This window comes from Flavobacterium sp. A45 (assembly GCF_002001005.1).
In the GTDB taxonomy this organism is placed as follows: Bacteria; Bacteroidota; Bacteroidia; order Flavobacteriales; family Flavobacteriaceae; genus Flavobacterium.
In genome coordinates, this window is the sequence record NZ_MUNX01000080.1 from 26,829 (window position 1) to 52,621 (window position 25,793).

The following is a 25,793-nucleotide window of genomic DNA, read 5'->3' on the forward strand; positions in this document are numbered from 1 at the left end:
TTTGTTGTCTTTTGTTCAAAAAAAGGGCTGTTACTTTTAGGATAAAAGGACTTTACAAAAGAGGTTCTACTGAATTCATAGTTTTGTTAACATGAGGATTATTATTTTGAAAAATCATTGTTCGGATACAGTTGCTAATACTAATTTTAGCTATTTTTACAACTTTGAAAATTACCAAATCTAAAATCTCAACACTATAATGCACATAGCTATAGCAGGAAACATAGGCTCAGGAAAAACAACATTAACACGTTTGTTAGCCAAACATTTTAAATGGGAACCCCATTTTGAGGAAGTAGTTGATAATCCTTATCTGGATGATTTTTACCATCAAATGGAACGTTGGTCTTTTAATTTGCAGATTTATTTCCTAAATAGTCGTTTTCGACAAGTGATGCAAATTCGAGAAAGCGGTAAAAAAATAATTCAGGACAGAACCATTTATGAAGATGCTCATATTTTTGCGCCCAATCTTTATGCTATGGGATTGATGACAAATCGTGATTTTGAGAATTATTCTTCTCTTTTTGAATTAATGGAATCTCTAGTCAAACCACCTGATTTGTTAATCTATTTAAGAAGTTCTATTCCCAACTTAGTGGGACAAATTCACAAACGTGGTCGTGAATACGAAAATACTATTTCTATTGATTATTTAAGCCGACTTAACGAACGTTATGAAGCTTGGGTACATACATACAGCAAAGGGAAAATTATGATTATCGATGTAGATAACATTAATTTTGTGGATAATCCAGAAGACTTGGGGAATATCATTAATAGAATTGATGCCGAGTTGAATGGGTTGTTTTAAAAAAAGCCTTTTAATTTATTTAGATAAAAAAATGCCTCACGATTTGCGAGGCATTTTTTATTATAGTCAGATGTTGTTATTGTAAAGCTTCTACTTTTGCTTTAACTTCTTCTAGTGAACCTTCAAAAACTTGCACATTTTCATCGCCATTTTCTGAAGTTGTTACAGTTGCTTTTGCTTTTCCGTCTTTGTTTATGAGTTGAACTTTGACTTCTTTTTTGATTTGAACTTTTTTGGCACAACATGTTTTTCCTTTTGGTTCAACAAATTTTCCGTCTTTGTCATAATGAGACAAACACATTTCTTTTTGCTCAGGAGTGCATTTTAGACTGTCACACATTTTGGCACATTCCTCTTTGGTCATTTTAGCACATTTGGACATGTCGCATTTTCCCATCATCATTTTCCCTTCATGCATAGCGCATTTTTCCATCATGATTTCTTTCTTTTCACAACAAGCTCCTTTTGCGTCAATAGTGCTGCTTCCGTTTCCTAAAATTGGAGCCATTACTAGTCCAATCAAACAAGTTAATTTAATCAAGATGTTCATTGATGGTCCAGAAGTATCTTTGAATGGATCTCCAACAGTATCTCCCGTAACGGCTGCTTTATGTGCATCAGAACCTTTGTACGTCATTTCGCCATTAATCATGACTCCTGCTTCAAATGATTTTTTGGCATTATCCCAAGCTCCTCCTGCATTGTTTTGGAAAACTGCCCAAAGTACTCCAGAAACAGTAACTCCAGCCATATAACCACCTAACATTTCAGCGATTAATTGATTGTTGTCACCGTACACTAATTTTCCTAAAAGTACAATTGCAATTGGGAAACCAATCGTTAAAATACCTGGCAACATCATTTCGCGTAAAGCTGCTTTAGTCGAAATGTCAACACATTTTGCATATTCCGGTTTTCCTGTTCCTTCCATAATTCCCGGTATTTCTTTGAACTGACGACGTACTTCGTACACCATGTCCATCGCCGCTTTTCCTACTGAATTCATCGCTAAAGCAGAGAAGACCACGGGTATCATTCCACCAACAAAAAGCATAGCTAAAACAGGTGCTTTGAAAATATTAATTCCGTCAATTCCGGTAAAAGTTACATAGGCTGCAAATAATGCCAATGAAGTTAAAGCTGCTGAAGCAATAGCAAAACCTTTTCCAGTTGCAGCAGTTGTATTTCCTACTGAGTCCAAAATATCGGTTCTGGTACGAACTTCTTTTGGTAATTCGCTCATTTCGGCAATTCCACCTGCATTGTCAGATATAGGTCCAAAGGCATCAATAGCTAATTGCATTGCTGTAGTTGCCATCATTGCTGAAGCCGCTAATGCTACTCCATAAAATCCTGCTAAAGCGTATGAAGACCAAATTGCTGCCGCAAACAATAATACAGTTGGGAAAGTAGAAATCATTCCTGTAGCAAGACCTGCAATTACGTTGGTTCCTGCGCCAGTACTTGATTTTTGAACAATCGCCATAACTGGTTTTGTTCCTAATCCTGTATAATATTCAGTTACCGATGAAATAGCTCCACCAACAACTAATCCAATAAGGGTAGCATAAAATACACGCATCGACGAAATATCCATTGATCCTTCACCAAAGAAACTCATACTCATCGTTTCGGGTAACATATATTGTACTAAGAAGTAGCAAGAAATAGCGGTTAAAACAATAGAAACCCAGTTTCCAATGTTTAATGCTTTTTGAACTTGAGCTTCTTTGGCATTTTCATCAGTAATTTTAACTAGCATTGTTCCAATGATTGAAAACAAAATTCCAAAACCTGCAATTGCCATAGGTAATAAAATAGGACCTATTCCGCCAAAAGCATCTTGAATGTTTCCACCCATATCTTTGATAACATAATTTCCAAGTACCATTGCCGCTAGAACGGTTGCAACATACGATCCGAATAAATCGGCTCCCATTCCTGCAACATCTCCAACATTATCTCCAACGTTATCTGCAATTGTAGCTGGATTTCTTGGGTCATCTTCTGGAATTCCAGCTTCTACTTTACCAACTAAATCGGCACCTACATCTGCTGCTTTGGTATAGATTCCTCCGCCGACACGGGCGAACAAAGCAATAGATTCAGCTCCAAGAGAGAAACCAGCCAATGTTTCTAAAACAACGGTCATATCTTCAGTAGAAGTCCATTCTCCGTTCATGAATATTCTAAAAAAAAGAATAAAAAAACCGGTCAACCCTAAAACAGCTAAACCGGCTACGCCTAATCCCATTACAGTTCCGCCGCCAAAAGAAACTTTCAAAGCTTGTGATAAGCTCGTACGAGCAGCTTGTGTAGTTCTTACATTGGTTTTTGTTGCGATTTTCATCCCCATATTTCCTGCTAATGCAGAGAAAAATGCTCCGAACACAAATGCAACCACTATTAATATATTTGTTTTAACTCCTGGAATAAAAGTGATACTTGCCAATACAACACTTGCGATGAGTACAAAGACAGCCAATAATCGGTATTCTGCCTTTAAGAAGGCCAAAGCTCCCTCATATATGTAATCTGATATCTCTTTCATTTTGCCGTCTCCAGGATCCTGTTTTAAAACCCAAGATCTTTTGATAGCCATAAAAATAAGCCCTATTATTGCCATAATAATTGGCACATAAATCATAATTGAATTCATAAATATTCTTTTTGGTTTGTTAATAAAAAAAATGTAATCGATAGCAATTTAAACAAAAAAAGCAACACTCTTTGAAGAGTATTGCTTTTTTTATAAAATATGAGGGTGAAAATTATTTAATACTAAATAATCCTTCTGGTTTATTCTCTATTTGATCAAAACGCTCTGTGCATTCTTTAATAATGGCATACGCTTCGTTCACATCACCCCAGCCTTCAACGTCTACTTGTTTGTTTTCAAGGTCTTTGTATACTTGGAAGAAATGCTCGATTTCTTTCAATAAGTGTGGATTGATATCAGAAAGGTTTTCTAATGAATTCCAAATTGGATCTGAAACTGGTACACAGATTACTTTTTCGTCTGGTCCTTTATCATCTGCCATGTGGAATACTCCAATAGGTTTTACTTCCATTACACAGCCAGGGAAAGTAGGCTCGTTTACCAATACCAAAACGTCTAATGGGTCACCATCCAAAGCTAAAGTTTCAGGAATGAAACCATAATCAGCTGGGTACATCATAGAAGAGAATAACATTCTATCAAAACGCATTCTTTTTATGGCAAAATCATACTCGTATTTATTTCTACTTCCTCTTGGTATCTCGATTAATACATCAAAAGTTTTTAATTTGTCTGCAGTCATTATTCTTTTATCTTTTCTTAATTTATTAACGACTGCAAAAGTAAGCAAACTATACTTTTTAGCAATAAAAAAACACAATATATAACTATAACGTTTTCGTTAAAATGTGTTTTTAGTAAACTATTGTCCGTTTGCGCTTTTTTAGATAATAATGCCAAAGTAAAAATGTTGCATAAGACCGGTATGGACTCCATTGTTCCGTGTGAATTTCCATTTCTTGTTTGTCATGAATATCAAGCAATTCTTTAATTGTATTCACTACCGCAATGTCGCCTAATGGAATTAAATCAGGTTCTTGAAGGCAAAACATAAGGTAAATATCGATAGTCCAATTTCCGATTCCTTTTAATTTGATTAGTTCTTCTCGAACTTGTTGCGCTGATTTTGTAGCTAAAGCTTCAATATCCAGCTCTTTATTTAGGACAGCTTGTGCTAATATTTTTATATAATTCGTTTTTTGGCGACTAACTCCCAAAGTTCTAAACTCTTCGTCAGGTAAAACGGACATCGTTTCGGGATTACAAGTTGTGTGTGCTTTGATTTTTGTAAATGTGGCTTTCGCCGAATCTATCGAAACTTGTTGTTCTAGAATTAACAATACCAAAGTCTCAAATCCTTGAGGTCTCTTTGGGATTGTAGGTAATCCGTAAGTATCTATAATGTGTTTGAATATGGAATCTTTTTGAAAAAGATGGTCGATTGCTTGTTGCATGATTGGTTTTTTTAGTCCAGATGAAAATTAAAAGCCTTATGAAAAAAACTGCTAATTTTTGTGAAAGTAGAAAAGCGCCCAACGGAATTTCTTTTTACTTTTTTACAAAAATAGCAGTTTTTGAGTAAGCTTGTAATGGATTGCTTCGCCAGTTCGGCTTTCAGCCTCGTGTGCTGGTTAAATCTCCTAAAAATAAAAACCAAATGATCCTTTTACGGTAAATCTATTGGTGTTTGGGGTGTCGAGATAACTACCTCTCCAAGCAAAATCCAAGCGAAATACTTTGAAGATGTTTCCAATTCCAGCGTTGTATTCCCAATATACATTCTCTGGGGCTACATATTCTAGCCCCGAAGCATTTATGGCTCTATTGGCGTCCGAAACGGTTCCGTAAGCGGCTTTTATTCCTACAAATTCCCTCCAGTTGAGTTTTCGCATAAAAGGTACTCTGGCAAACAATCTTCCGTTGAAATCGTGATTCCATTGGAATGTAGCATATTTATCAGTGATAAATTCGTAATAATTAAGATTGCTGAATGTGTTCTCAATAGTAAAAAATGTCTGGTTACCAGGTACTATGCTCAACAGTCCCAAAGGAATAGTCCCAAAAGTTTTTCCAAGTTCCAAAATCAAATTTGTGCGCCCAAGCGGGCCAATGATGATAGGTTGTTTATAGTATATTTCGATTTTTTTATAATTAAAATCACTGTTAAAAATCCCTTTATATCCTTGGCTGTATTTAGCAAACAGCGTGGTGTACGGGCTGTTGGCTATGCTTCTTTCGACTCCATAGGCAATTGTTCTTCGATTGGGCGTGTACTCCGCTTGAATGTTGAATTCCGATTGGGTAGTGGTGCTTTTTACAATACCGGCTGGGTTTGCAGCTGATGGCAAAGTGGTATAATAATCCAGACTAAAAACTGGTGAGGCTGATTCTAGTGTTTTGTAGGTTACCCCAGACTGAAATGTTAGGTTCTTTACAGGTTCCATTGCAATGTAGACATTGGTTAATCCTATATTGGTTAATTTTCCATTGGATCCTGTGGTAAAAAAGGCAGTAGAACCAAAATTTCTTGCCAAAATATCATTGGTGGTGGTCAGACTGGCTCCAAGCTGTTCAATATCACGCCTGTTTCCACCAGAAATTATGATGCGGTTTTTCTTTTCGATCATCCATTTTCCAGCAAATCCATATTTGAACTTATTGTCGTCAAATCCATAGGCTGTAAAGGCCTGTACTCGCCAAGGGTCGTTTGGGCCAAAATAGGTTCGACCTCCCAATTGGATTCTGAAACCCTCGACCTCATTGTATCCAACGGAGGAAAAAATAGGGCCAAAATCAAATCCTTCATAATTTATGTAGCCACTGGCGAGTATTGTTACCACGTCAGTGAGTCGCTTAAATGCCTTGACTGTTTTCAGTGTATCGAGCATTTTATAAACGCCTTCTTCGTCTTTGGTTAATTTTTCGAAACGATTTTGTTCCCAATATTCATTACTCTTTTTATACACTTCATTGTCGATAAAATTCACTTCTTCTTTGTAGAATTTTGCGGGTTTCTCGATATTGAATTTGTGGTTTTGATAATAAGTCGTTCTTTTTCCGTAGACACCTTTTGATTTCTCTTTTTTGTTGACGGCAAAATCAGACATCAAATAGTCTTTGGTCAATAGAAAAACGGAGTCGTTCAAGACTTCAAATTCCTGTTCGACATAAATATCCTTTACCCAGTTAATATTGGCACTTTTGGTAACGGCCATATTTATTTTTTTAATGGCAAATGTGGTGTCATTAACCCAAAAGTCTCCTTTGAAAGTCAGCTCGTTTTTTCGTCTTGGATAAAAAACAATATTGTAGCACCATTTTTTGTCAATATAGGCGCTGTCTCTCAATACATAATTATAAACGTCAATTCCAGTTGTGGAAAGAGGACTGGTAAAGGTTTTGTCAAATAAGGCAATGTAATTATTGTAGATATTATAATCTGAATACAAGTCCTTTATGAATGATAAAATTTGCTGGTTTCCTTCAAAACCCGATGTTTTATTGGCTTTTGTAATTTCTTTTACTTTAGGTATTTTGTTATCACCGTATACATCTACCAATGCTTCGTTTATGAAAATGGGTAAATAGGTTTTTCCAGTTATCTTTGAAGTGTCAACATGGTTGAAAATGAATTCCATGCCTTTGAAAATTTTTTGTTTTTTGTAGGCACTGTCAATAGAATTAATATCAAATTCTACTTTTTCATATTTCTCCATTTGGTATTGGTCAAATTGATACAGGCCATTTTTTCGCTTCTTCTCCCAAATTTTTCTCAGAATATCAAGTGCAGGATTGTTCTTTTTGGAGGTTTTACCGGTATAGACAACTACTTCTTTCAAGCTTTCCTGTTCGCTTAATACAATTGTAAAATTATAATTGACCGATTTGGTAAGGGTAATTTCTTTTTCCGAATAACCAACGGAACTTATTACTAGGGTAGTGTAGGTATTTGGGGATTCCATATAAAACCTTCCGTCTTCGTTGGTCACAGTACCAGTGCTGGTATGCTTGAAAACAACATTAGCGAAAGGAATAGGCTGTTTGGATTTGTCAACAACAATTCCGCTCACTTTTGTTTGAGCAAAAATTGGGATTGCGGCTGCAAATAAAAACAAGACAATAACCGTTAGGATTTTCTTCATGATATATAAAAAAAAGCTTCATCAAATTGGAGTATTGATGAAGCTTTTCAAATAGTTATATTCGATTATTTGTATAATACTTTCTTAACCGCTTTTACGACGTCTGAAGCATTTGGCAACCATTCTTTCAATAATACTGGAGAATATGGCGCTGGAGTATCAGCAGTTGTAATACGTTGAATCGGAGCATCAAGGAAGTCAAAAGCTTGTTCTTGAACCAAGTAAGCGATCTCAGAAGATACACTTGCAAATGGCCAAGCTTCCTCAAGAATCACCAAACGGTTTGTTTTTTTAACCGAAGTTAAAATTGCATCCTTATCCATTGGACGAACAGTTCTCAAGTCAATAATTTCACATGAAATACCTTCTTTAGCCAATTCATCAGCAGCGATATAAGCTTCTTTGATGATTTTTCCGAAAGAAACAATAGTTACATCTGTTCCTTCACGTTTGATATCGGCAACTCCAATTGGAATAGTGTATTCGCCATCTGGAACTTCGCCTTTGTCGCCGTACATTTGTTCTGATTCCATGAAAATAACTGGGTCATTATCACGAATAGCCGATTTCAATAAACCTTTGGCGTCATAAACATTCGATGGAACCACAACTTTAAGTCCTGGAGTATTGGCAAACCAGTTCTCGATTGCTTGAGAGTGAGTAGCTCCCAATTGTCCTGCCGAAGCAGTAGGCCCACGAAAAACGATTGGCACATTAAATTGCCCGCCGGTCATCTGACGCATTTTGGCTGCATTATTTATAATTTGATCAATTCCAACCAAACAAAAGTTGAAAGTCATATACTCAACAATCGGGCGACATCCATTCATCGCAGATCCAACTGCAATTCCAGTAAAACCAAGCTCGGCGATTGGCGTGTCAATTACTCTTTTTTCACCAAATTCGGCAAGCATTCCTTTAGATGCTTTGTAGGCACCATTGTACTCTGCTACCTCTTCACCCATTAAGTATATGGACTCATCTCGACGCATTTCTTCACTCATCGCTTCACAAATGGCCTCTCTAAATTGTATAGTTCTCATATTATATAGTCTGTGTGTAATTTTAGAAACGCAAAAATAATTATTTTAAATTACTTAAAAGCATAAATCACTTTAAAATAACAAGGTTTTATACTATTGTTTTTTTTAGGAGCTGTTTCCGGCTATTCGCTTTATCTTCTTGTGGCCTCGTCTCGTCTTTAGGGACGAGACGAGGCCACAAGAAGGATGTCGCTACTATCCGGGCTAGGGAATTGTTGCTTAATTGGAAATTTGTAGAATCAGGATAAGGTGTAGTTGAATGCCAAGATCCAAATAGTTTGCTTAAATCACAAAATAACCCCAGTTATTTATAATAATTCTGATTAAAACCTTTGTTACGCTATTGTGATTTGCGAAATCGTAATAGTTGCAAAAAATATTATGCATGCATAGTATATTATTCGATTTATTATTTTAAATTTGTCAAAGAAAAAAAAAAATTTAATATATATTATTATGAAAATATTAGTTTGCATCAGCCACGTTCCTGATACTACTTCAAAAATCAACTTCACTAACGGAGACGCTGAGTTTGATACCAATGGGGTTCAATATGTAATTAATCCAAATGACGAATTTGGTCTAACCAGAGCTATTTGGTTCCAAGAGCAACAAGGTGCTACAGTTACCGTAGTGAATGTTGGAGGACCAGATACAGAACCTACTTTAAGAAAAGCATTGGCGATAGGCGCTAATGAAGCCATTCGTGTTAATGCAAACCCTACAGATGGTTTTTTTGTGGCAAAACAATTGGCTGAAGTAATTAAAAACGGAGGTTATGATGTTGTGATTGCCGGAAAAGAATCATTGGACTATAATGGCGGAATGGTTCCTGGAATGATCGCTGGGATTTTAGGATATAACTTTTTGAACTCATGTACAGGTATCACTGTTGAAGGTTCTAATGTAACTGCTGTTCGTGAAATAGATGGAGGAAAAGAAACAGTAAGCACTTCATTGCCTGTTATCATTGGAGGTCAAAAAGGAATAGTAGAAGAGAAGGATTTACGTATCCCGAATATGAGAGGAATTATGACTGCTAGAACTAAAGCATTAACAATTCTTGAACCAGTTGACGCTGCAATAAATACTAAAGCGGTAAAATTTGAAAAACCAGCTCCAAAATCGGCAGTTAAATTAATTTCAGCTGATAATTTGGATGAATTAATTAATTTATTGCACAACGAAGCTAAAGTAATCTAGTAATCAGTTTTCAGTCGCAGTTTTCAGTTGCAAAACTTTAAACCTTAAACTTTAAACTTTTAAACAAAAAAATATGTCAATATTAATATATGCAGAATCTGCAGAAGGAAAATTTAAAAAAGTAGCATTAGAATTGGCTTCTTATGCCAAAAAAGTAGCCGAATCATTAGGAACAACCGTTACGGCGGTTACTGTAAATGCAGGAGATGTTTCTGAATTGTCAAAATACGGAGTAGACAAGGTTTTAAAAGTAAGCAACGATAAATTAGCTGGTTTTACTGCCAAAGCTTATGCTGATGTTATCAAACAAGCGGCACAGAAAGAAGCGACAAAAGTAGTTTTATTGTCTTCTACAACAGATAGTATTTACTTAGCTTCATTGGTAGCTGTAGCATTAGAGGCTGGTTATGCTTCAAATGTTGTTGGTTTGCCAGTGAGCACTTCGCCATTTCAAGTAAAAAGAAATGCTTTTTCAAACAAGGCTTTCAATATTACAGAAATCAATACTGATGTAAAAGTATTATCTATCGGTAAGAATTCTTATGGTATTTTTGAAAGTGCTTCATCATTAACCGAAGAAGATTTTAATCCAACTATCGGAGATACTGATTTTGGAGTAAAAGTAACATCTGTTGAAAAAGTTTCAGGAAAAGTTTCTATTGCCGATGCTGATATCGTAGTTTCTGCAGGACGTGGTCTTAAAGGGCCAGAAAACTGGGGAATGGTTGAAGAATTAGCATCAGTTCTTGGAGCTGCAACTGCTTGTTCAAAACCAGTATCTGATTTAGGGTGGAGACCTCACGGAGAACACGTTGGTCAAACAGGAAAACCAGTTGCTACCAATTTATATATTGCTATTGGAATCTCTGGAGCTATTCAGCATATCGCGGGTATCAACTCTTCTAAAGTAAAAGTGGTTATCAATAGTGATCCAGAAGCACCTTTCTTTAAAGTTGCGGACTATGGAATTGTGGGAGATGCGTTCGAAATTGTACCACAATTAATAACAAAATTCAAAGCTTTCAAAGAGCAACAATCATAGATATTTAATTTCTACTATAATTAGCTACCTAAAAATAAGATAATCGTATCTTTGCTTTAGGTAGCTTTTTTGTTCCATATATTTTGATTAAAATTGCACATTATTTAAAACACGAAAAAAGACATAATTAATTAGAGTACTTAGTGCTTCCCATTATACCAACATGAGCTTAGTTAAATTATCTATAAAAGGAATTTCATACAGTCAAACTCAAAATGGCGCTTACGCGTTAATCTTAAATGAGGTTGATGGGGAAAGAAAATTGCCTATCGTTATTGGAGCATTCGAGGCTCAGTCTATTGCAATTGCTTTGGAGAAAGAAATTAAGCCGCCACGCCCTTTGACTCATGATTTGTTTAAGAATTTTGCAGAGCGATTTGATATTGTGGTAAAACAAGTGATTATCCACAAACTAGTAGATGGTGTTTTTTATTCCAGCATTATTTGCGAAAGAGACAAAATCGAAGAAATAATTGATGCAAGAACTTCGGATGCCATTGCTTTGGCAATTCGATTTAATGCTCCTATTTTTACCTATAAAAATATTTTGGATAAAGCTGGTATTTTCTTGAAAGCAAATCCTCTTGAAACGGATACGCCTAATGAAATGGACGATATTCTTTCTAATCCTGAAACTTTCGGAAATACAGAAAGCAATGAATCGGGCAGTACTTATTCTAACCATACTTTGCAGGAATTAAATGAATTGCTGGAACAAGCTGTGGAGCATGAAGATTATGAAAAAGCGGCCAAAATTCGTGATGAAATTTCCAAGAGAGAATCGTAATGTTTAACTGTGAATTAGTTTATCGGTAAATCGAATAAGCAATCCACGATTAACCAAATCCACAAAAAAATGAAGCAATACTTAGACTTAGTACAACATATTATGCATAATGGTTGTCAAAAAGGAGATCGCACCGGAACAGGGACAAAAAGCGTATTTGGTTATCAAATGCGATTTGATTTAAGTGAAGGTTTTCCAATGGTAACCACCAAAAAGTTACACTTAAAATCGATTATATATGAATTGCTTTGGTTTCTTAAAGGGGATACCAATGTCAAATATCTTCAAGAGAACGGAGTCAAAATATGGGATGCCTGGGCGGATAGTAATGGTGATTTAGGTCCTGTTTATGGTCACCAATGGCGTAATTGGAATAGTGAGGAAATTGACCAAATTAGCCAGCTTATAGTTGAATTAAAAACAAATCCAAACAGCCGAAGAATGTTAATTTCGGCTTGGAATCCTTCGGTTTTGCCAGATACAACAAAGTCATTTGAAGAAAATGTAGCAAATAATAAAGCCGCATTGCCGCCTTGTCATGCATTTTTTCAGTTTTATGTAGCTTCTCCAGACGAATCCAAAGGAGAGACAAAAGGAAAGCTTTCCTGTCAATTGTATCAACGTAGCGCTGACGTCTTTTTGGGAGTTCCTTTTAATATAGCTTCTTATGCATTGTTAACTATGATGATCGCCCAAGTTTGTGACCTTGAAGTAGGTGAATTTATTCACACATTTGGTGATGCACACATATACAATAACCATTTTGAGCAACTTGAGTTACAACTTACCCGTGACCCGAAACCATTGCCGAAAATGATTTTGAATCCAAATGTGAAAAACATCTTCGATTTTGATTTTGATGATTTTACACTAGAAGGATATGAGCCACATGCCCTAATCAAGGGAAGTGTAGCTGTATAAAATTAAAAAATCCGCTTTAAGCGGATTTTTTTTTGATTGTTATACTACTAATACACTATTTTCGGTTCCTGCGAAATCATTCCACTTGAATGAATCGGCTTCTGGCTCATTTACATAAGCCCCGTCAATCACATATTTGAACTCGTATGCTGAATCTTTATTTAAGTCAAAAGTTCCTTTAAAAGTTCCATTTTTTAATTTACTCAAGGCTCCTTCATCTACTTTCCAATCATTAAAATCACCAATTACAGATACTTGATTAGCCTCTTTTGCATCTACAGAAAAGGTGACCTTACAAACGGGCTTAGTTTTTACGAATTGTTTTTTTATTGACATAACTATTTCATTTTTAAAGTTATAACAAAGTAAATGAAATATTTTTAAGTTTGCACAAACCACCTTATTTTTAGCATAAAAGCAAAAAACCATTCTCTTTTTTGCTTTTAAAAGTAAATTGAATCGTTTAAATTTTAATTTAAAAAAAAGAAAACGTTTTCTCTTTAAATATTCAATAATCATAATGGAGACTTTTTGAAAATAAATTTTATCTTTATGAGCAAAATTTTAAGTCATGGAAAAAGAATTACACGAACAATATGAGTATGCACGAAACCGAATAAAACAAAAGAAAAGATTGTATTATCATTTTGTTTTCTTGATGTTGTTCAGTATTTTTTTGATTGCAATAGCTTATTTTTTTGAAACGGGATTAAATATACATTGGTGTATTTGGGGGATTACTTTGTGGTTGTTCTTTTTTGTTTTGCATTTTATAAAAGTTTTTATAACAGATCGCTTCATGAATAAAAATTGGGAGAGAGATCAAATTGACCGACTAGTAGCTTTACAGCAAAAGAAAATAGAGCAATTGAAATCAAAAATTGAAGAAAATAATTCTTAATAAGACCAATACGTATGATTATTATGATTGCTGCTGTGGCAGAAAATAATGCCCTTGGGAAAAATAACGAGCTAGTTTGGCATCTACCCAATGATTTCAAAAGATTTAAATCCTTGACTACAGGGCATCATATAATAATGGGAAGAAAGACGTTTGAGAGTTTTCCAAAGCCACTCCCTAATAGGACGCATGTTGTTATCACGCGAAATAAAAACTATAATCCGGAAGGTTGTATTGTGGTGGATAGTATTGAAAAAGCAATTGCAATTTGCCCAGAAAACGAAACTTCATTTATTATAGGAGGAGGAGAAATATATAATTTGGGACTCCCATTTGCAGATCAACTTGAAATCACAAGAGTGCATCATAGCTTTGATGCGGATGCTTTTTTTCCGGAAATCAATTCCGAAGATTGGAAAGAAATTCAAACAGAATTTAATCCAACAGATGAGAAACATCAATTCGCATATACCTACCAAACGTTTGTCAAGGTGTAAAATTTTGTTGTTATGTTTCTGAGATAATATTTCCTAAAATCAAAAAAGCATCCTAAATATTTAGGATGCTTTTTTTAATGATTAGCGGGATGACTCATTCTTGTACTAAGATTTGATAACATAATATACAAATCACAAATATCAATATTACCCCCGATACGAAGACAATATAATTTGATAATCTTTGAGAGTACAACTCAAAAAAGCCTTTAGTACCAAATACCACAAAGGTACTAAAGGCAAAGAAAATTAAAATTTCCAAAAACAAATTTAATCCTAAGAACGTATTTTGCGCTTTTAAAATAATACTGCCATTACTGACGGTACCTTCAAAAAATAATACAAGAACAAATGAGATAAATAGCGCAAGAAGCATCCACTTGATTTGGGTCATTAATTCCCGTCTAACCATTTAAAAAAAATATTTAAATTTTAAAGTACAAACATCAACAATAAAAACAGTTTCCACAATACCCACTTTTGGTGATATTTCAATTATTTTCATTTTTATTTTAAATCTGATATTTGGCACAAAAATGAATCTCCAAATAAAATTTTAACCAAAATAAAAAACCCATTTATAGTTTATACAGTTTGTTTATATTTGTACAAATTAAAAAAATGCCAAAAGAAATCACACCCTATAAAGACTCTTCGCTTAGTAAAAAAGATCAAGTTGCCAAAATGTTTGATACCATTTCGGGGAACTATGACAGCCTTAATCGAGTTATATCGTTTGGTATCGATGTTAAATGGAGGAAAAAAGTATTGCAATTGGTTGCCAAGACCAATCCTGAAAAAATATTGGATATTGCAACAGGAACAGGGGATCTTGCTATCTTGATGGCACAAACTCGAGCAAAAAAAATTGTCGGATTGGATATTTCTGCCGGTATGTTGGAGATAGGAGTGAAAAAAATTGAAGAAAAAAAATTGTCCCAAACTATAGAAATGGTCTTGGGAGATTCTGAGAATATGCCTTTTGAAGATCATTTTTTTGATGCCATAACAGTGGCATTCGGAGTTCGGAATTTTGAACACCTCGAAAAAGGGTTGGCTGAAATTTTAAGAGTGTTAAAGCCAGGTGGGATTTTTGTTATTTTGGAAACTTCAGTACCTGAGAAAACACCTTATAAACAAGGGTATAATTTTTATTCCAAAAATATTTTACCATTGATAGGTAAACTATTTTCAAAAGATAATGTTGCGTATGGCTATCTGTCCGAATCTGCCGCTTCCTTTCCTTATGGGGAAGCATTAAACAATATTTTAAGAAAAACGGGGTTTATAAATGTGGAAGCAATGCCGCAAACGTTTGGAGTTGCAACTATTTACTCGGCTTCTAAAAAATAATACTGAGAATATTGAACGGAAATATGAAATCGCCATGATTCCATATTGCAAAGAAGGAAAGAAGAATGGCGACATTATACTCCTTTAAAAACAAATATTAGCCCCTATGAAAAAAATAATTGTATTAATTCTATTGACTATTGCTATAAAAGGGAGTGCACAAAATTCAAAGAGTATTTTCAGTAAGGATCCCATTATAAATCTAGAAAATTGGCAAAAGAAAAAAATCTATTTTGGTTTTTTTTTAGGATTTAACTCTTATGATTTTAAAATTGATTACAAAGAAATGGAAACCGACCCTAGGTATTCATCAGATATTCAAACGGACTCGAATATGGGGTTTAATGTTGGATTAGTGACCAATTTAAGATTGATGGAATATTTGGATTTGCGTTTTGAGCCAGGACTTTATTATGCCAACAGAACGCTGCGTTATCCTCCAACAGTTGGTTTTGATAGCCCAAGCGATGCTGTTAGGGATGTAAATAGCACTTATCTCAATTTTCCATTATTGTTGAAATTTTCTTCCCTTCGAACAGGGAATGTCCGTCCTTATTTATTGGGAGGAGTTTCTGCAAATTTAAATTTGTCTAGTAATGCAAAATCATTAGATGACAATCTGGAAGAACGGTTTAGAGTAAAAACTTGGACAACCAACTATGAGCTAGGTTTTGGAATTGATATTTTCTCGGAATACTTTATATTTTCTCCATCGATTCGTGGACAATTTGGATTCTCTGATGAATTGATACGTGACAAAGATCCTAACAGCCCATGGACAAGTAACATTGAGGCTATGAAATCGAGAGGCTTTTTGATTAACTTTACCTTTCATTAGAGAAAAGTAAGGTTTAGTTTTGCCTTCTGAATTCGCTTAGGATAATGGCAGTAGCGGTAGCCACATTGAGACTTTCAGTGATTTGAAGATTTCCAAAACGTGGAATGGTAAGTCTTTTGGTAACCAATTTTTCTATGTTTTGAGAAATTCCATTAGCTTCATTTCCCATAACAATAATGCCTTCTTGAGGCAAAGTTGTTTTGTAAATGTTTTCACTGTCCATGAATGTCCCAAAAACAGGTAATTTTGTTTTTGCTATAAAGGTATCGAGGTCTATATAATTGACATTTACTCTGGCAATTGAACCCATTGTGGCCTGAACGACTTTAGGATTGTAAATGTCAACAGTCCCTTTTGAACAAATCAGTTGCTGGATTCCAAACCAGTCACAAAGTCTGAGGATTGTGCCCAAATTACCGGGATCACGGATAGAGTCAAGGGCAAGAATTAGTCCAGACTCAATTATTTTACTTTCTGAAGGGATTTTGAATACCGCCAAACAAGTATTTGGGGTGGATAAAGCACTAATTTTATTTAATTCATTTTCCGAAATAATGCTTCTTTTATCAGGCGTTACGTCGTGAAAGTCATCATTGGTTGTGTAAAGATGTTCCAATTCAAAATTTGATTTTACTAATTCTTGAATTACTTTTACACCCTCGGCAAAAAACAATCGATTTGCAAAACGATGTTTTTTTTGTTGCAAACTAGATATAAGCTTTATTTGATTTTTACTAAGCATAAAAAAATGTACTTTTGAATTAAATATTCTATAATACGAGTCCCCTCATGAATAAATTTTTTTCTTCCTTTAAAACAAAAAAGCGGTTTGCTGGGTATCTTGGGCAATCCATACTTTTGAAGAAAAAAATGAATGGTGCAAAAGTATCATTATTTATCCTAATTAGTATTTTTTTATATGCTTGTAATTCGGAAAAGAGGGTTCCAGCCAGAAAACAACTTCTTGTCAAAAATGAAATTTTTGAAAACGGAAAAATACTGAGAAATCAATCTATTTATGATCAATTATATCAGCAGCCAAATAGTAAAGTGCCTATAGTTGGGTATCGTTTTTTGTTGAATTTGTATAATTTGGCCAACCCAAACCCTGATTCTACATTTAATTTAAAGTATTTAAACAATAAAAAGAAATACGATAGGGAAGTAAGATGGCTTTCGGCTAAACAAATTGAAGGACTCCGTAAATCTTTTTGGTATCTTGGGATTCATAATTTTTTAAAAGAAACTGGGGAAGCCCCCGTGATTTTGGATACCATAAAGGCTAAAAAATCACTGGCACGACTTAAAAATTATTATTTCAAAAATGGTTATTTTGATGTAGAAGCAACTTATAAGCGAGACTCTTTGGCTCCCAAAAATGCTCAATTAAAATATTATTTAACAACAGGGAATCCCTATATTATTGATTCTTTAAGAACGGCAATTCAAACTCCTGTTTTGGATTCTATTTATAAAACTTCTAAATCGCTTATTGTCCCAGGAAAACAGTATAAAACTGAAGATTTTGAAAATGAAAAAAATCGAATAACGACTCTTTTCAGAAATCATGGAGCCTACCGTTTTCAGGCTAATTACGTCACTTTTGATATTGATACGATAAATAAAAAAGACAAGGCTAGTGTAGTATTAAACGTTGGAAATTATTCCTATCAGGAGAATGATTCGACCAAGACAGAGCCGTTTAAGCTATACAAAATCAGCGAAATTAAAATCTATACCGATTATAAGCCGGAAAGACAAAATTTGGCAATTAAAGACAGTGTGACGCATAATAACATAAATCTGTATGGATTTGAAAAAATCAAGTATAGTCCTCACGCTATAACAGATGCTGTTTTTCTTTCCAAAGGAAGCTTCTTTAATGATGATAAAACGGTTTTAACTACTCGGTATTTGAATAATTTAAGGATATTCAATTATCCAACTATACAATATGTGGTTGATAAGAGAGATACATTAGGGCAGTCTTTGATTGCTAAAATTTATTTAACGCCTCGAAAAAAATACAGTTTCGGATATACTTTGGATGTTACTCATTCGAATATTGAAGACTTTGGAATTACGGGTAGTATAACAGAAACAGTTAGAAATGTTTTTAATGGGGCTGAGACTCTTGAGCTTTCTGCCAGAGGAAATATTGGTGCTTCAAATGATATTGCAGATTCAAATGATAGTTTTTTTAATGTATCAGAATATGGGGTGGATGCCAAACTAAATTTTCCTCGGATTCTATTTCCTTTTAAAACAGAAAAAATAATTCCGAAAAGTATGATTCCTTCCACAGTGTTTAGTTTAGGTCTTTCCAAGCAAACCAATATTGGATTGGATAAAGAAAATTTCACAGGATCCTTTTCATATAATTGGACACCTAAAAAAAACACCACAACTAGGTTTGATTTGTTGAATTTTCAGTTTGTCCGTAATCTGAATCCCGAGAATTATTTTAACGTCTATGATAGTTCCTATGATGCTTTAAATGATATTGGAAAAATATACAATACCGATCCTCTCAATGTAGACACAAACAATAATTTGATTATCGAAAGTGGAACTACTGGTTTTACAAAAGACGTTTTAACGCTGCAAACCGCTTTGAGGCCAGATGATCAAGAATTTCAAGATGTAAGTAATATTGAGCAGCAAAGAATAAGGCTTACAGATAATGATTTTATTTTGGCAACCAATTTTAATTTTACCAAAACAAGTAAAAAAGATTTACAAGATAATACCTTTTATTCTTTTAGAACCAAGATAGAATCTGCGGGAACAATACTGTCTTTGATTTCAAATGTAAGCAACACTCCTAAAAATGAAAATGGGAATTATGAAATTTTTAATTTGGAATATTCTGAATATATAAAAACGGAATTTGATTTTATTAAACATTGGAATGTCAATAAGGCCAATGTATTTGCGATGAGAGCTTTCTTTGGCATTGCTATTCCGTACGGTAATTCTAATTCTATTCCATTTACAAAGAGTTATTATGCTGGTGGAGCTAATGATAACAGAGCTTGGCAACCGTATGATTTGGGGCCTGGTAGTAGTACTTTCTCTAGTGACTTTAACGAAGCCAATATGAAAATAGCAATCAGTGGGGAATACCGATTTCTAATTGCGGGAAAATGGAATGGAGCTCTTTTTGCAGATGCCGGCAATATTTGGAATGTTTTTGATGCTGTAACCTATGAACCTGCAAAATTTGACTCGATAGAAGATTTAAAAGAAATAGCTTTAGGAACAGGATTTGGTATACGATATGATTTAGGTTTTTTTGCAGTTAGAGTCGATATGGGATTCAAAACATACAATCCTGCTTTAGAAATTAACGAAAGATGGTTCACTCAATATAATTTTGCGAATTCGGTGTTTAATTTTGGTATCAATTACCCTTTCTAAGTGCTAATTAATTCTTATTTTTGCAAATTATAATCTAAAAACTAAAAAAAACAATTAAAAGAAAATTACAATGGCACACAATATTAAACCCGGAGTGGCTACAGGCGATCAAGTACAAGAGATTTTCAACTATGCAAAAGAAAAAGGATTTGCACTTCCTGCTGTAAATGTTATTGGATCTGATACTATTAATGGAGTACTGGAAACTGCTGCAAAGCTTAACGCACCAGTTATTATCCAATTTTCAAATGGTGGAGCACAATTTAATGCAGGAAAAGGACTTTCAAATGCTGGAGAAAAAGCCGCTATCGCAGGTGGTATTGCTGGAGCAAAACACATTCATACATTAGCAGAAGCTTACGGTGCAACAGTTATTTTGCACACTGACCACTGTGCTAAAAAATTATTACCATGGATTGACGGATTGTTGGATGCATCAGAAGAGCATTTTGCAGCAACTGGAAAGCCTTTGTTTTCTTCTCACATGATTGATTTGTCTGAAGAACCAATTGAAGAGAACATCGAAATCTGTAAAGGTTATTTAGAGAGAATGAGCAAAATGGGGATGACTCTGGAAATCGAACTTGGAATCACTGGTGGAGAAGAAGACGGTGTTGACAACTCTGATGTAGATAGCTCAAAATTATACACTCAGCCTTCTGAAGTGTCTTATGCTTACGAAGAATTATCAAAAGTTAGCCCAAGATTCACAATTGCTGCTTCTTTTGGAAACGTACACGGTGTTTACAAACCAGGAAACGTAAAATTGACTCCAAAAATCTTAAAAAATTCTCAAGATTACGTTCAGGAAAAATTCAAAACTGGACACAATCCTGTTGATTTTGTTTTCCACGGTGGATCAGGTTCTACATTGGAAGAAATCAGAGAGGGAATTAGCTACGGAGTTGTAAAAATGAATATTGATACTGACTTACAATTTGCATTTACTGAAGGTATTCGTGACTTTATGGTGAACAATATTGAGTATCTTAAAACTCAAATTGGTAACCCAACAGGGGATGATGCTCCAAACAAAAAATACTATGATCCAAGAAAATGGTTGCGTGAAGGTGAAGTAACTTTCATCTCAAGACTGGAGCAAGCATTTGCTGACTTAAACAATGTGAATACACTATAAAAAGTGATCAGTTTTCAGTTTTAGTGTCCAGTTTTCAAACACTGATAATTGAACACTAAAGCTGATTGCTAACACTGAATACTTGATTACTGAACACTGAATACTATATAAATGGCTTGGTTTAAAAGAAAAGAAAAAGGAATCACTACGGCTACCGAAGACAAAATGGACATCCCAAAAGGACTTTGGTACAAATCACCTACAGGAAAAATTATTGATGCTGAAGAATTGGCTCGTAATTTATTTGTAAGTCCCGAAGATGGTTTCCATGTTAGAATTGGGAGTGAAGCTTATTTTGATATTTTGTTCGACAATAATGAGTTTGTTGAATTAGACAAAAACATGACTTCTAAAGATCCTCTGAATTTTGTTGACACCAAAAAATATGCAGATCGCTTAAAAGAAGTTATGGACAAAACCCAGCTTAAAGATGCGGTTCGTACTGGAGTTGGAAAATCCAAAGGGAAAGAAGTTGTAATTTGCTGTATGGATTTTGCCTTTATCGGTGGATCTATGGGAGCGGTTGTTGGAGAAAAAATTGCAAGAGGAATTGATCATGCGATCAAGAATAGATTGCCTTTTGTAATGATATCCAAATCTGGTGGTGCCAGAATGATGGAAGCTGCTTATTCTTTAATGCAATTGGCAAAAACATCAGTGAAATTGGCTCAACTAGCCGAAGCTAAATTACCTTATATTTCACTTTGTACAGATCCGACTACTGGAGGAACAACTGCTTCTTATGCAATGTTGGGAGATATCAATATTTCTGAGCCAGGAGCCTTGATCGGTTTTGCTGGTCCACGTGTGGTAAGAGATACAACAGGTAAAGATTTGCCGGAAGGATTTCAAACTGCCGAGTTCTTACTCGAACATGGTTTCTTGGATTTTATTACGCCTAGAAAAGAATTGAAGGATAAGATTAACTTATACATCGATTTGATTCAAAACAATGATATTAGATAAATGAAAATCCCGAGCAATCGGGATTTTTTTATTTTATAACGCTATATTCTAAATTATAAACAGCTTTTTATTTTAAACATATAAGCCTATAAGTTATAAATGAAAGTAGTTTGTCAATTTGTATTAAAAGGAAATATAAGTTAAAAAACGTTCTTTATAAGGTTGTGTAATTTTGCTTAAATGAGCTTTTTTTATAACTAATTTTTAGGTCTGCCTCTTTTTAGTTCTTTTTCGGCTATTTTAAACACTAGTTTTTCTCTCCATTTTGCATAACGGCCTTTGAAGGTTACTTTTATGGCACTGTCTACAGCACCATGCATGAATAAACTCCAAACGCTGGCCATTTTTCTGGTTATGGATTTGTCCCATGCACGAAGTGTTAGGGAGAATGAACCGTCAATGTAGCGCATCCAGTGCCACATTCCAGTTGGCATAAATAAGGTATCTCCGTGTTCTAGGAAAACTTCATACCCTTCTACTCCTTTTAATGCAGGAAATTTTTCAAAATCTGGATTGGCAACATCATAATCTTCTAAAGCATAAGTGGTGTTCGGGATGCAATAGAGTCTTTTTTTCCATTTATTGTCAAATAATATGATGTGTTTTCTTCCTCCAAAATGAGTGTGGAAAAGATGAGGTAAGTCGATGTCATAATGTAAAAATGTGATCGCCTTGGACCCTCCAAAAAACATTGCTGGCATGCTTTCGATAAATCCGCCCATCAATTCTTTGGGAACTTTTACATCATTAAGTAAGTCGGGTTTGTGTTTGAAAAGGTTTAAGAAAAAAATACGCAACTCAGTAGGTTCTCTTTTTATTAAATCCAAATATTCACCAAATTTCATACTGGCAATAGAGGCGTTAATTACTTTGGTTGGATCAGCTTTGGAATTATCTACTAGTTTTACTTCAATATCTCCCGCGATTTCCTTGAAATAATCGGTTGACCATTTTTCTCTTGCAGGCCAATCCTTGGTTAAACCTTTTATAATTAATGGCTTTCTTTTATCTAAATAGTTTTTTTTAAAATCTTCTCTACTAATAGACTCAACAGTATCAACAGGTTTTAGGATAAAGCTCATTTATTTGTTTTTTTTTATTAAATAGATCTGCTTACCAAAAATACCTAATTATTTCTAGTCTTCAAAATTTACAATTAAATAACAAAAACATAACAGACTACATTCCGGTTCTGATGGCTTCCACAGGATCTAATTTGGAGGCGCTAATGGCTGGAAGAATTCCAGAAATCAGACCAATTAGAGCCGCTAAACCTGTTCCTAAAATAATATTCCCAAGTCCTAATACAAATTCAAATTCTAACGCATTGGTCAGAATCATAGCGATTATCCAAACCATAAATAATCCAATTATCCCTCCTAGTACAGAAAGTATTATAGCTTCGAATAAAAATTGAAATAATATAAAACGATTCTTGGCGCCCAATGATTTTTGGATTCCGATGAGGTTGGTTCTTTCTTTTACGGATACAAACATAATATTGGCAATACCGAATCCTCCTACCAATAATGAAAAGCCACTGATAATCCATCCTACCATATTCATTTGGCCGATAATGTTGTCGATTAATTCTAGAAAACCTCCAAAAACGTTAATGAAAAAATTATCGATTTCTCCAGCTTTCAAGCCTCTGAAATTTCTAAGTTTTTGGGAGATTTCACTTTTATATTCTTCCATATCAACACCTTTTTCGGGCTTGAATATGATTACGTTTGTTAAGTTTGGATTGTTGTCACCATACAATCTGCGAACAAAATTTACTGGAATAAAAGCTGCATTATCATTACTGTCACCAAATGAAGAGCCTTCCTTTTTTAAAACACCTATTACCGTGAATTTTTGTCCATACAATCGAACATTTTTTCCTAATGGTTCTGAGTCTTCAAAAAGAGATTTTGCGATATCGTTTCCAATTACAATTACTGGAGATCCTGAGTTGGCCTCTGATTCATTGTAATATCTTCCTTTTTCAAATTCTAACCCCTGGATATCAATAAACTCATGGGAAACAGGAACAATGTTTACATCACTTACTGTGTTGGCTTCGTATTTTATGTTTTCACTTTTGGTGAATATTTGGTATCCCAATTGTTCCGTATGGGTCATTGTGTTTTTTAGGTAAACATACTCAGTGTATTTTACATTGGGGAATTGTTCTCTTTTCCATTGTGGGATATCTGAAGGGCCAAATGAAAATTTCAATAAATAAATAGTGTTTTTATCGAGACTGCTTAATTCTTTTGAAATTTTTCTGTCTAAAGAATCTACAGCAGCAAGTACTGCTATAATTGAGAATATACCAATAGTAACCCCCAATAAAGAAAGTAATGTTCTTAATTTATTACTGCGTAAAGCATTCATGGCAAAACCAAAACTCTCTTTTAATAATCGTAGGTAAACTAGCATCTCTTTAAAATTTGTGTTACTGTAAAAATTTATATTATTAATTCGAAAACCTAAAATTAATACATTAAACAATAGGTGTGTTATTTTAAGAGATTGTTACATTTTTTTATTGAATTATATTCTTAAAAAAAACTATTTTTGCACTTTAAAATTATAACTACTCAATGAACACAACAAAAACAATCCAATCAGCATTAATTTCGGTCTTTTCAAAAGAAGGTCTTGAACCAATTGTAAGAAAATTGCATGAGCAAAATGTGGTTTTTTATTCTACAGGAGGAACCGAGGAATTCATTAAAAATTTAGGAATACCTGTAATCCCTGTTGAAGATGTTACTTCTTATCCTTCTATTTTAGGAGGACGTGTAAAAACATTGCATCCAAAGGTTTTTGGAGGAATTCTAAACCGTCAAGACAATGAAAGTGATGTACAACAAATGCAGGAATATAACATTCCACAAATTGATTTGGTAATTGTTGATTTATACCCATTTGAAAAAACAGTTGCTTCAGGAGCAAGCGAAGAAGATATTATCGAAAAAATTGATATTGGTGGTATTTCATTGATTCGTGCTGCCGCAAAAAACTTTAATGACACTGTAATCGTTTCGTCAATGGATCAATACAGCATGTTTTTGGATATGATTACTACTCAAAATGGAGCTACAACATTGGCAGACAGAAAATTATTGGCAACCAAAGCTTTTCATGTTTCGTCTCATTATGATGGAGCTATTTTTAATTATTTCAATACTGACGAGACAATCTATAAAGCAAGTATAGAAAACGGACAAGTATTGCGATATGGTGAAAATCCACACCAGAAAGGATTTTTCTTCGGAGATTTCGACGCTATGTTTACCAAAGTTCACGGTAAAGAATTATCATATAACAATTTATTAGATGTTGATGCAGCTGTGAATTTAATTCACGAATTCAAAACTGACGGACCAACATTTGCAATTTTAAAACACAACAACGCTTGTGGATTGGCTACAAGAGAAACTATTTCTGAGGCTTACAATGTGGCTTTGGCTTGTGATCCTACTTCTGCTTTTGGAGGTGTTTTGATTGCTAATACAACAATTGATGTGGCTACTGCCAATGAAATTAACAAGTTGTTTTGTGAGGTAGTTATCGCTCCATCTTATGATGCCGAAGCAATTGCTATTTTACAGGAAAAGAAAAACAGAATTATATTAATTCAAAATGATGTCGAATTGCCTCAAAAACAGGTAAGAACGTGTTTGAATGGGTTGTTGATTCAAGAAAGAAATAACATTACTGATACTAAAGCTGATTTAAAAACCGTTACAACAACAGCACCAACAGCGCAAGAAATTGAAGATTTGATTTTCGCCTCTAAAGTGTGTAAGAATACTAAATCAAATACAATTGTTTTTGCCAAAAACGGAACTTTGATTTCTTCTGGAACAGGACAAACATCTAGAGTAGATGCATTATTACAAGCTATTGAAAAAGCAAAAGTTTTTGGATTTAGTTTGGAAGGTGCTTCAATGGCAAGTGATGCTTTTTTCCCTTTTCCAGATTGTGTTGAAATTGCAAAGAAAGCTGGAATAACAGCCGTGATTCAACCAGGAGGATCAATTAAAGACGAATTGAGCATTAATTATTGCAATGAAAATAATCTTGCGATGGTATTTACAGGAACACGTCATTTTAAACATTAATTTGTTTAACTTTGTGCGTAATTTATTTATAACTTTTTAACCCCTAAAAA

22 protein-coding genes are annotated in these 25,793 nt (G+C 34.3%); 13 read left to right on the plus strand and 9 right to left on the minus strand.

The window, feature by feature from the left end:
* Window positions 1-199: 199 nt before the first annotated feature.
* A complete protein-coding gene (locus tag B0E44_RS09285; protein ID WP_077373457.1) occupies window positions 200-814 on the plus strand; it encodes a deoxynucleoside kinase in 615 nt (204 codons plus the stop codon).
* Window positions 815-890: 76 nt separating this feature from the next.
* Here B0E44_RS09285 and B0E44_RS09290 read toward each other — a convergent pair whose 3' ends face one another.
* The 5 genes from B0E44_RS09290 to B0E44_RS09310 all read right to left on the minus strand — a co-directional run bounded on the left by B0E44_RS09290 (window position 891) and on the right by B0E44_RS09310 (window position 8,559).
* A complete protein-coding gene (locus B0E44_RS09290) occupies window positions 891-3,473 on the minus strand; it encodes a sodium-translocating pyrophosphatase (RefSeq protein ID WP_077373460.1) in 2,583 nt (860 codons plus the stop codon).
* Between the two features lie 112 nt (window positions 3,474-3,585).
* Window positions 3,586-4,116, minus strand: coding sequence for an inorganic diphosphatase (locus B0E44_RS09295; RefSeq protein ID WP_077373463.1), 531 nt, complete (start codon window positions 4,114-4,116; stop codon window positions 3,586-3,588).
* Between the two features lie 112 nt (window positions 4,117-4,228).
* Entirely contained in the window at window positions 4,229-4,828 is a 600-nt protein-coding gene (locus B0E44_RS09300) for a DNA-3-methyladenine glycosylase (RefSeq protein WP_077373466.1), read from the minus strand.
* Window positions 4,829-5,014: 186 nt separating this feature from the next.
* Complete coding sequence (locus B0E44_RS09305) at window positions 5,015-7,516, minus strand: DUF5686 and carboxypeptidase-like regulatory domain-containing protein (RefSeq protein ID WP_077373469.1); 2,502 nt, start codon at window positions 7,514-7,516, stop codon at window positions 5,015-5,017.
* 65 nt (window positions 7,517-7,581) lie between these two features.
* Complete coding sequence (locus tag B0E44_RS09310) at window positions 7,582-8,559, minus strand: pyruvate dehydrogenase complex E1 component subunit beta (protein WP_077373472.1); 978 nt, start codon at window positions 8,557-8,559, stop codon at window positions 7,582-7,584.
* Window positions 8,560-9,015: 456 nt separating this feature from the next.
* Here B0E44_RS09310 and B0E44_RS09315 point away from each other — a divergent pair, with 456 nt between their 5' ends.
* The 4 genes from B0E44_RS09315 (at window position 9,016) to B0E44_RS09330 (ending at window position 12,512) form a co-directional block, all read left to right on the plus strand.
* On the plus strand, window positions 9,016-9,762 hold the full coding sequence (locus B0E44_RS09315) for an electron transfer flavoprotein subunit beta/FixA family protein (RefSeq protein ID WP_077373475.1): 747 nt from the start codon (window positions 9,016-9,018) through the stop codon (window positions 9,760-9,762).
* Window positions 9,763-9,835: 73 nt separating this feature from the next.
* Window positions 9,836-10,804, plus strand: a complete 969-nt coding sequence (locus tag B0E44_RS09320; protein WP_077373478.1) for an electron transfer flavoprotein subunit alpha/FixB family protein — start codon at window positions 9,836-9,838, stop codon at window positions 10,802-10,804.
* Window positions 10,805-10,967: 163 nt separating this feature from the next.
* On the plus strand, window positions 10,968-11,591 hold the full coding sequence (locus tag B0E44_RS09325) for a bifunctional nuclease family protein (protein ID WP_077373481.1): 624 nt from the start codon (window positions 10,968-10,970) through the stop codon (window positions 11,589-11,591).
* Between the two features lie 69 nt (window positions 11,592-11,660).
* Window positions 11,661-12,512 carry a thymidylate synthase gene (locus tag B0E44_RS09330; RefSeq protein ID WP_077373484.1) on the plus strand — a complete coding sequence of 284 codons (852 nt, stop codon included), beginning with the start codon at window positions 11,661-11,663 and terminating at the stop codon, window positions 12,510-12,512.
* Between the two features lie 39 nt (window positions 12,513-12,551).
* Here the strand turns inward: B0E44_RS09330 and B0E44_RS09335 are convergent, their stop codons facing one another.
* Window positions 12,552-12,848 (minus strand): isoamylase early set domain-containing protein, encoded by a 297-nt coding sequence (locus B0E44_RS09335; RefSeq protein WP_077373649.1) that lies wholly within the window; start codon window positions 12,846-12,848, stop codon window positions 12,552-12,554.
* A 235-nt stretch (window positions 12,849-13,083) separates the two neighbouring features.
* Here B0E44_RS09335 and B0E44_RS09340 point away from each other — a divergent pair, with 235 nt between their 5' ends.
* From B0E44_RS09340 to B0E44_RS09360, 4 genes are all read left to right on the plus strand, one after another.
* Entirely contained in the window at window positions 13,084-13,413 is a 330-nt protein-coding gene (locus tag B0E44_RS09340) for a 2TM domain-containing protein (RefSeq protein WP_077373487.1), read from the plus strand.
* A gap of 14 nt (window positions 13,414-13,427) precedes the next feature.
* Window positions 13,428-13,910 (plus strand): dihydrofolate reductase, encoded by a 483-nt coding sequence (locus tag B0E44_RS09345; protein ID WP_077373490.1) that lies wholly within the window; start codon window positions 13,428-13,430, stop codon window positions 13,908-13,910.
* 621 nt (window positions 13,911-14,531) lie between these two features.
* Complete coding sequence (gene ubiE, locus B0E44_RS09355) at window positions 14,532-15,263, plus strand: bifunctional demethylmenaquinone methyltransferase/2-methoxy-6-polyprenyl-1,4-benzoquinol methylase UbiE (protein WP_077373493.1); 732 nt, start codon at window positions 14,532-14,534, stop codon at window positions 15,261-15,263.
* A gap of 106 nt (window positions 15,264-15,369) precedes the next feature.
* Window positions 15,370-16,101, plus strand: coding sequence for a porin family protein (locus B0E44_RS09360; RefSeq protein WP_077373496.1), 732 nt, complete (start codon window positions 15,370-15,372; stop codon window positions 16,099-16,101).
* 13 nt (window positions 16,102-16,114) lie between these two features.
* On the opposite strand, the gene B0E44_RS09365 is transcribed toward B0E44_RS09360, so the two are convergent.
* Window positions 16,115-16,843, minus strand: coding sequence for an RNA methyltransferase (locus B0E44_RS09365; protein WP_077373499.1), 729 nt, complete (start codon window positions 16,841-16,843; stop codon window positions 16,115-16,117).
* A gap of 47 nt (window positions 16,844-16,890) precedes the next feature.
* Between B0E44_RS09365 and B0E44_RS09370 the strand changes: the two genes are divergently transcribed.
* From B0E44_RS09370 to accD, 3 genes are all read left to right on the plus strand, one after another.
* Entirely contained in the window at window positions 16,891-19,521 is a 2,631-nt protein-coding gene (locus tag B0E44_RS09370; RefSeq protein ID WP_371594752.1) for a BamA/TamA family outer membrane protein, read from the plus strand.
* A gap of 70 nt (window positions 19,522-19,591) precedes the next feature.
* Window positions 19,592-20,659: a class II fructose-bisphosphate aldolase gene (fbaA, locus tag B0E44_RS09375; RefSeq protein WP_077373502.1), complete on the plus strand. Its 1,068-nt coding sequence runs from the start codon at window positions 19,592-19,594 to the stop codon at window positions 20,657-20,659.
* A gap of 111 nt (window positions 20,660-20,770) precedes the next feature.
* A complete protein-coding gene (gene accD / locus B0E44_RS09380) occupies window positions 20,771-21,625 on the plus strand; it encodes an acetyl-CoA carboxylase, carboxyltransferase subunit beta (RefSeq protein WP_077373504.1) in 855 nt (284 codons plus the stop codon).
* Window positions 21,626-21,822: 197 nt separating this feature from the next.
* Here the strand turns inward: accD and B0E44_RS09385 are convergent, their stop codons facing one another.
* The gene (locus B0E44_RS09385) at window positions 21,823-22,707 is read right to left on the minus strand and encodes a cupin-like domain-containing protein (protein WP_077373507.1); all 885 of its coding nucleotides are present in this window, start codon (window positions 22,705-22,707) and stop codon (window positions 21,823-21,825) included.
* A gap of 97 nt (window positions 22,708-22,804) precedes the next feature.
* Window positions 22,805-24,052, minus strand: a complete 1,248-nt coding sequence (locus tag B0E44_RS09390; protein ID WP_077373510.1) for an ABC transporter permease — start codon at window positions 24,050-24,052, stop codon at window positions 22,805-22,807.
* A gap of 164 nt (window positions 24,053-24,216) precedes the next feature.
* On the opposite strand from B0E44_RS09390, the gene purH reads away from it, so the two are divergent.
* Entirely contained in the window at window positions 24,217-25,743 is a 1,527-nt protein-coding gene (purH, locus tag B0E44_RS09395) for a bifunctional phosphoribosylaminoimidazolecarboxamide formyltransferase/IMP cyclohydrolase (protein WP_077373513.1), read from the plus strand.
* Window positions 25,744-25,793: the final 50 nt, after the last annotated feature.

Bases quoted from the DNA above. Each gene is read 5' to 3' on its own strand.
- B0E44_RS09285 (WP_077373457.1), top strand. From the start codon at position 200: ATGCACATAGCTATAGCAGGAAACATAGGCTCAGGAAAAACAACATTA.
- B0E44_RS09290 (WP_077373460.1), bottom strand. From the start codon at position 3,473: ATGAATTCAATTATGATTTATGTGCCAATTATTATGGCAATAATAGGG.
- B0E44_RS09295 (WP_077373463.1), bottom strand. From the start codon at position 4,116: ATGACTGCAGACAAATTAAAAACTTTTGATGTATTAATCGAGATACCA.
- B0E44_RS09300 (WP_077373466.1), bottom strand. From the start codon at position 4,828: ATGCAACAAGCAATCGACCATCTTTTTCAAAAAGATTCCATATTCAAA.
- B0E44_RS09305 (WP_077373469.1), bottom strand. From the start codon at position 7,516: ATGAAGAAAATCCTAACGGTTATTGTCTTGTTTTTATTTGCAGCCGCA.
- B0E44_RS09310 (WP_077373472.1), bottom strand. From the start codon at position 8,559: ATGAGAACTATACAATTTAGAGAGGCCATTTGTGAAGCGATGAGTGAA.
- B0E44_RS09315 (WP_077373475.1), top strand. From the start codon at position 9,016: ATGAAAATATTAGTTTGCATCAGCCACGTTCCTGATACTACTTCAAAA.
- B0E44_RS09320 (WP_077373478.1), top strand. From the start codon at position 9,836: ATGTCAATATTAATATATGCAGAATCTGCAGAAGGAAAATTTAAAAAA.
- B0E44_RS09325 (WP_077373481.1), top strand. From the start codon at position 10,968: ATGAGCTTAGTTAAATTATCTATAAAAGGAATTTCATACAGTCAAACT.
- B0E44_RS09330 (WP_077373484.1), top strand. From the start codon at position 11,661: ATGAAGCAATACTTAGACTTAGTACAACATATTATGCATAATGGTTGT.
- B0E44_RS09335 (WP_077373649.1), bottom strand. From the start codon at position 12,848: ATGTCAATAAAAAAACAATTCGTAAAAACTAAGCCCGTTTGTAAGGTC.
- B0E44_RS09340 (WP_077373487.1), top strand. From the start codon at position 13,084: ATGGAAAAAGAATTACACGAACAATATGAGTATGCACGAAACCGAATA.
- B0E44_RS09345 (WP_077373490.1), top strand. From the start codon at position 13,428: ATGATTATTATGATTGCTGCTGTGGCAGAAAATAATGCCCTTGGGAAA.
- ubiE (WP_077373493.1), top strand. From the start codon at position 14,532: ATGCCAAAAGAAATCACACCCTATAAAGACTCTTCGCTTAGTAAAAAA.
- B0E44_RS09360 (WP_077373496.1), top strand. From the start codon at position 15,370: ATGAAAAAAATAATTGTATTAATTCTATTGACTATTGCTATAAAAGGG.
- B0E44_RS09365 (WP_077373499.1), bottom strand. From the start codon at position 16,843: ATGCTTAGTAAAAATCAAATAAAGCTTATATCTAGTTTGCAACAAAAA.
- B0E44_RS09370 (WP_371594752.1), top strand. From the start codon at position 16,891: ATGAATAAATTTTTTTCTTCCTTTAAAACAAAAAAGCGGTTTGCTGGG.
- fbaA (WP_077373502.1), top strand. From the start codon at position 19,592: ATGGCACACAATATTAAACCCGGAGTGGCTACAGGCGATCAAGTACAA.
- accD (WP_077373504.1), top strand. From the start codon at position 20,771: ATGGCTTGGTTTAAAAGAAAAGAAAAAGGAATCACTACGGCTACCGAA.
- B0E44_RS09385 (WP_077373507.1), bottom strand. From the start codon at position 22,707: ATGAGCTTTATCCTAAAACCTGTTGATACTGTTGAGTCTATTAGTAGA.
- B0E44_RS09390 (WP_077373510.1), bottom strand. From the start codon at position 24,052: ATGCTAGTTTACCTACGATTATTAAAAGAGAGTTTTGGTTTTGCCATG.
- purH (WP_077373513.1), top strand. From the start codon at position 24,217: ATGAACACAACAAAAACAATCCAATCAGCATTAATTTCGGTCTTTTCA.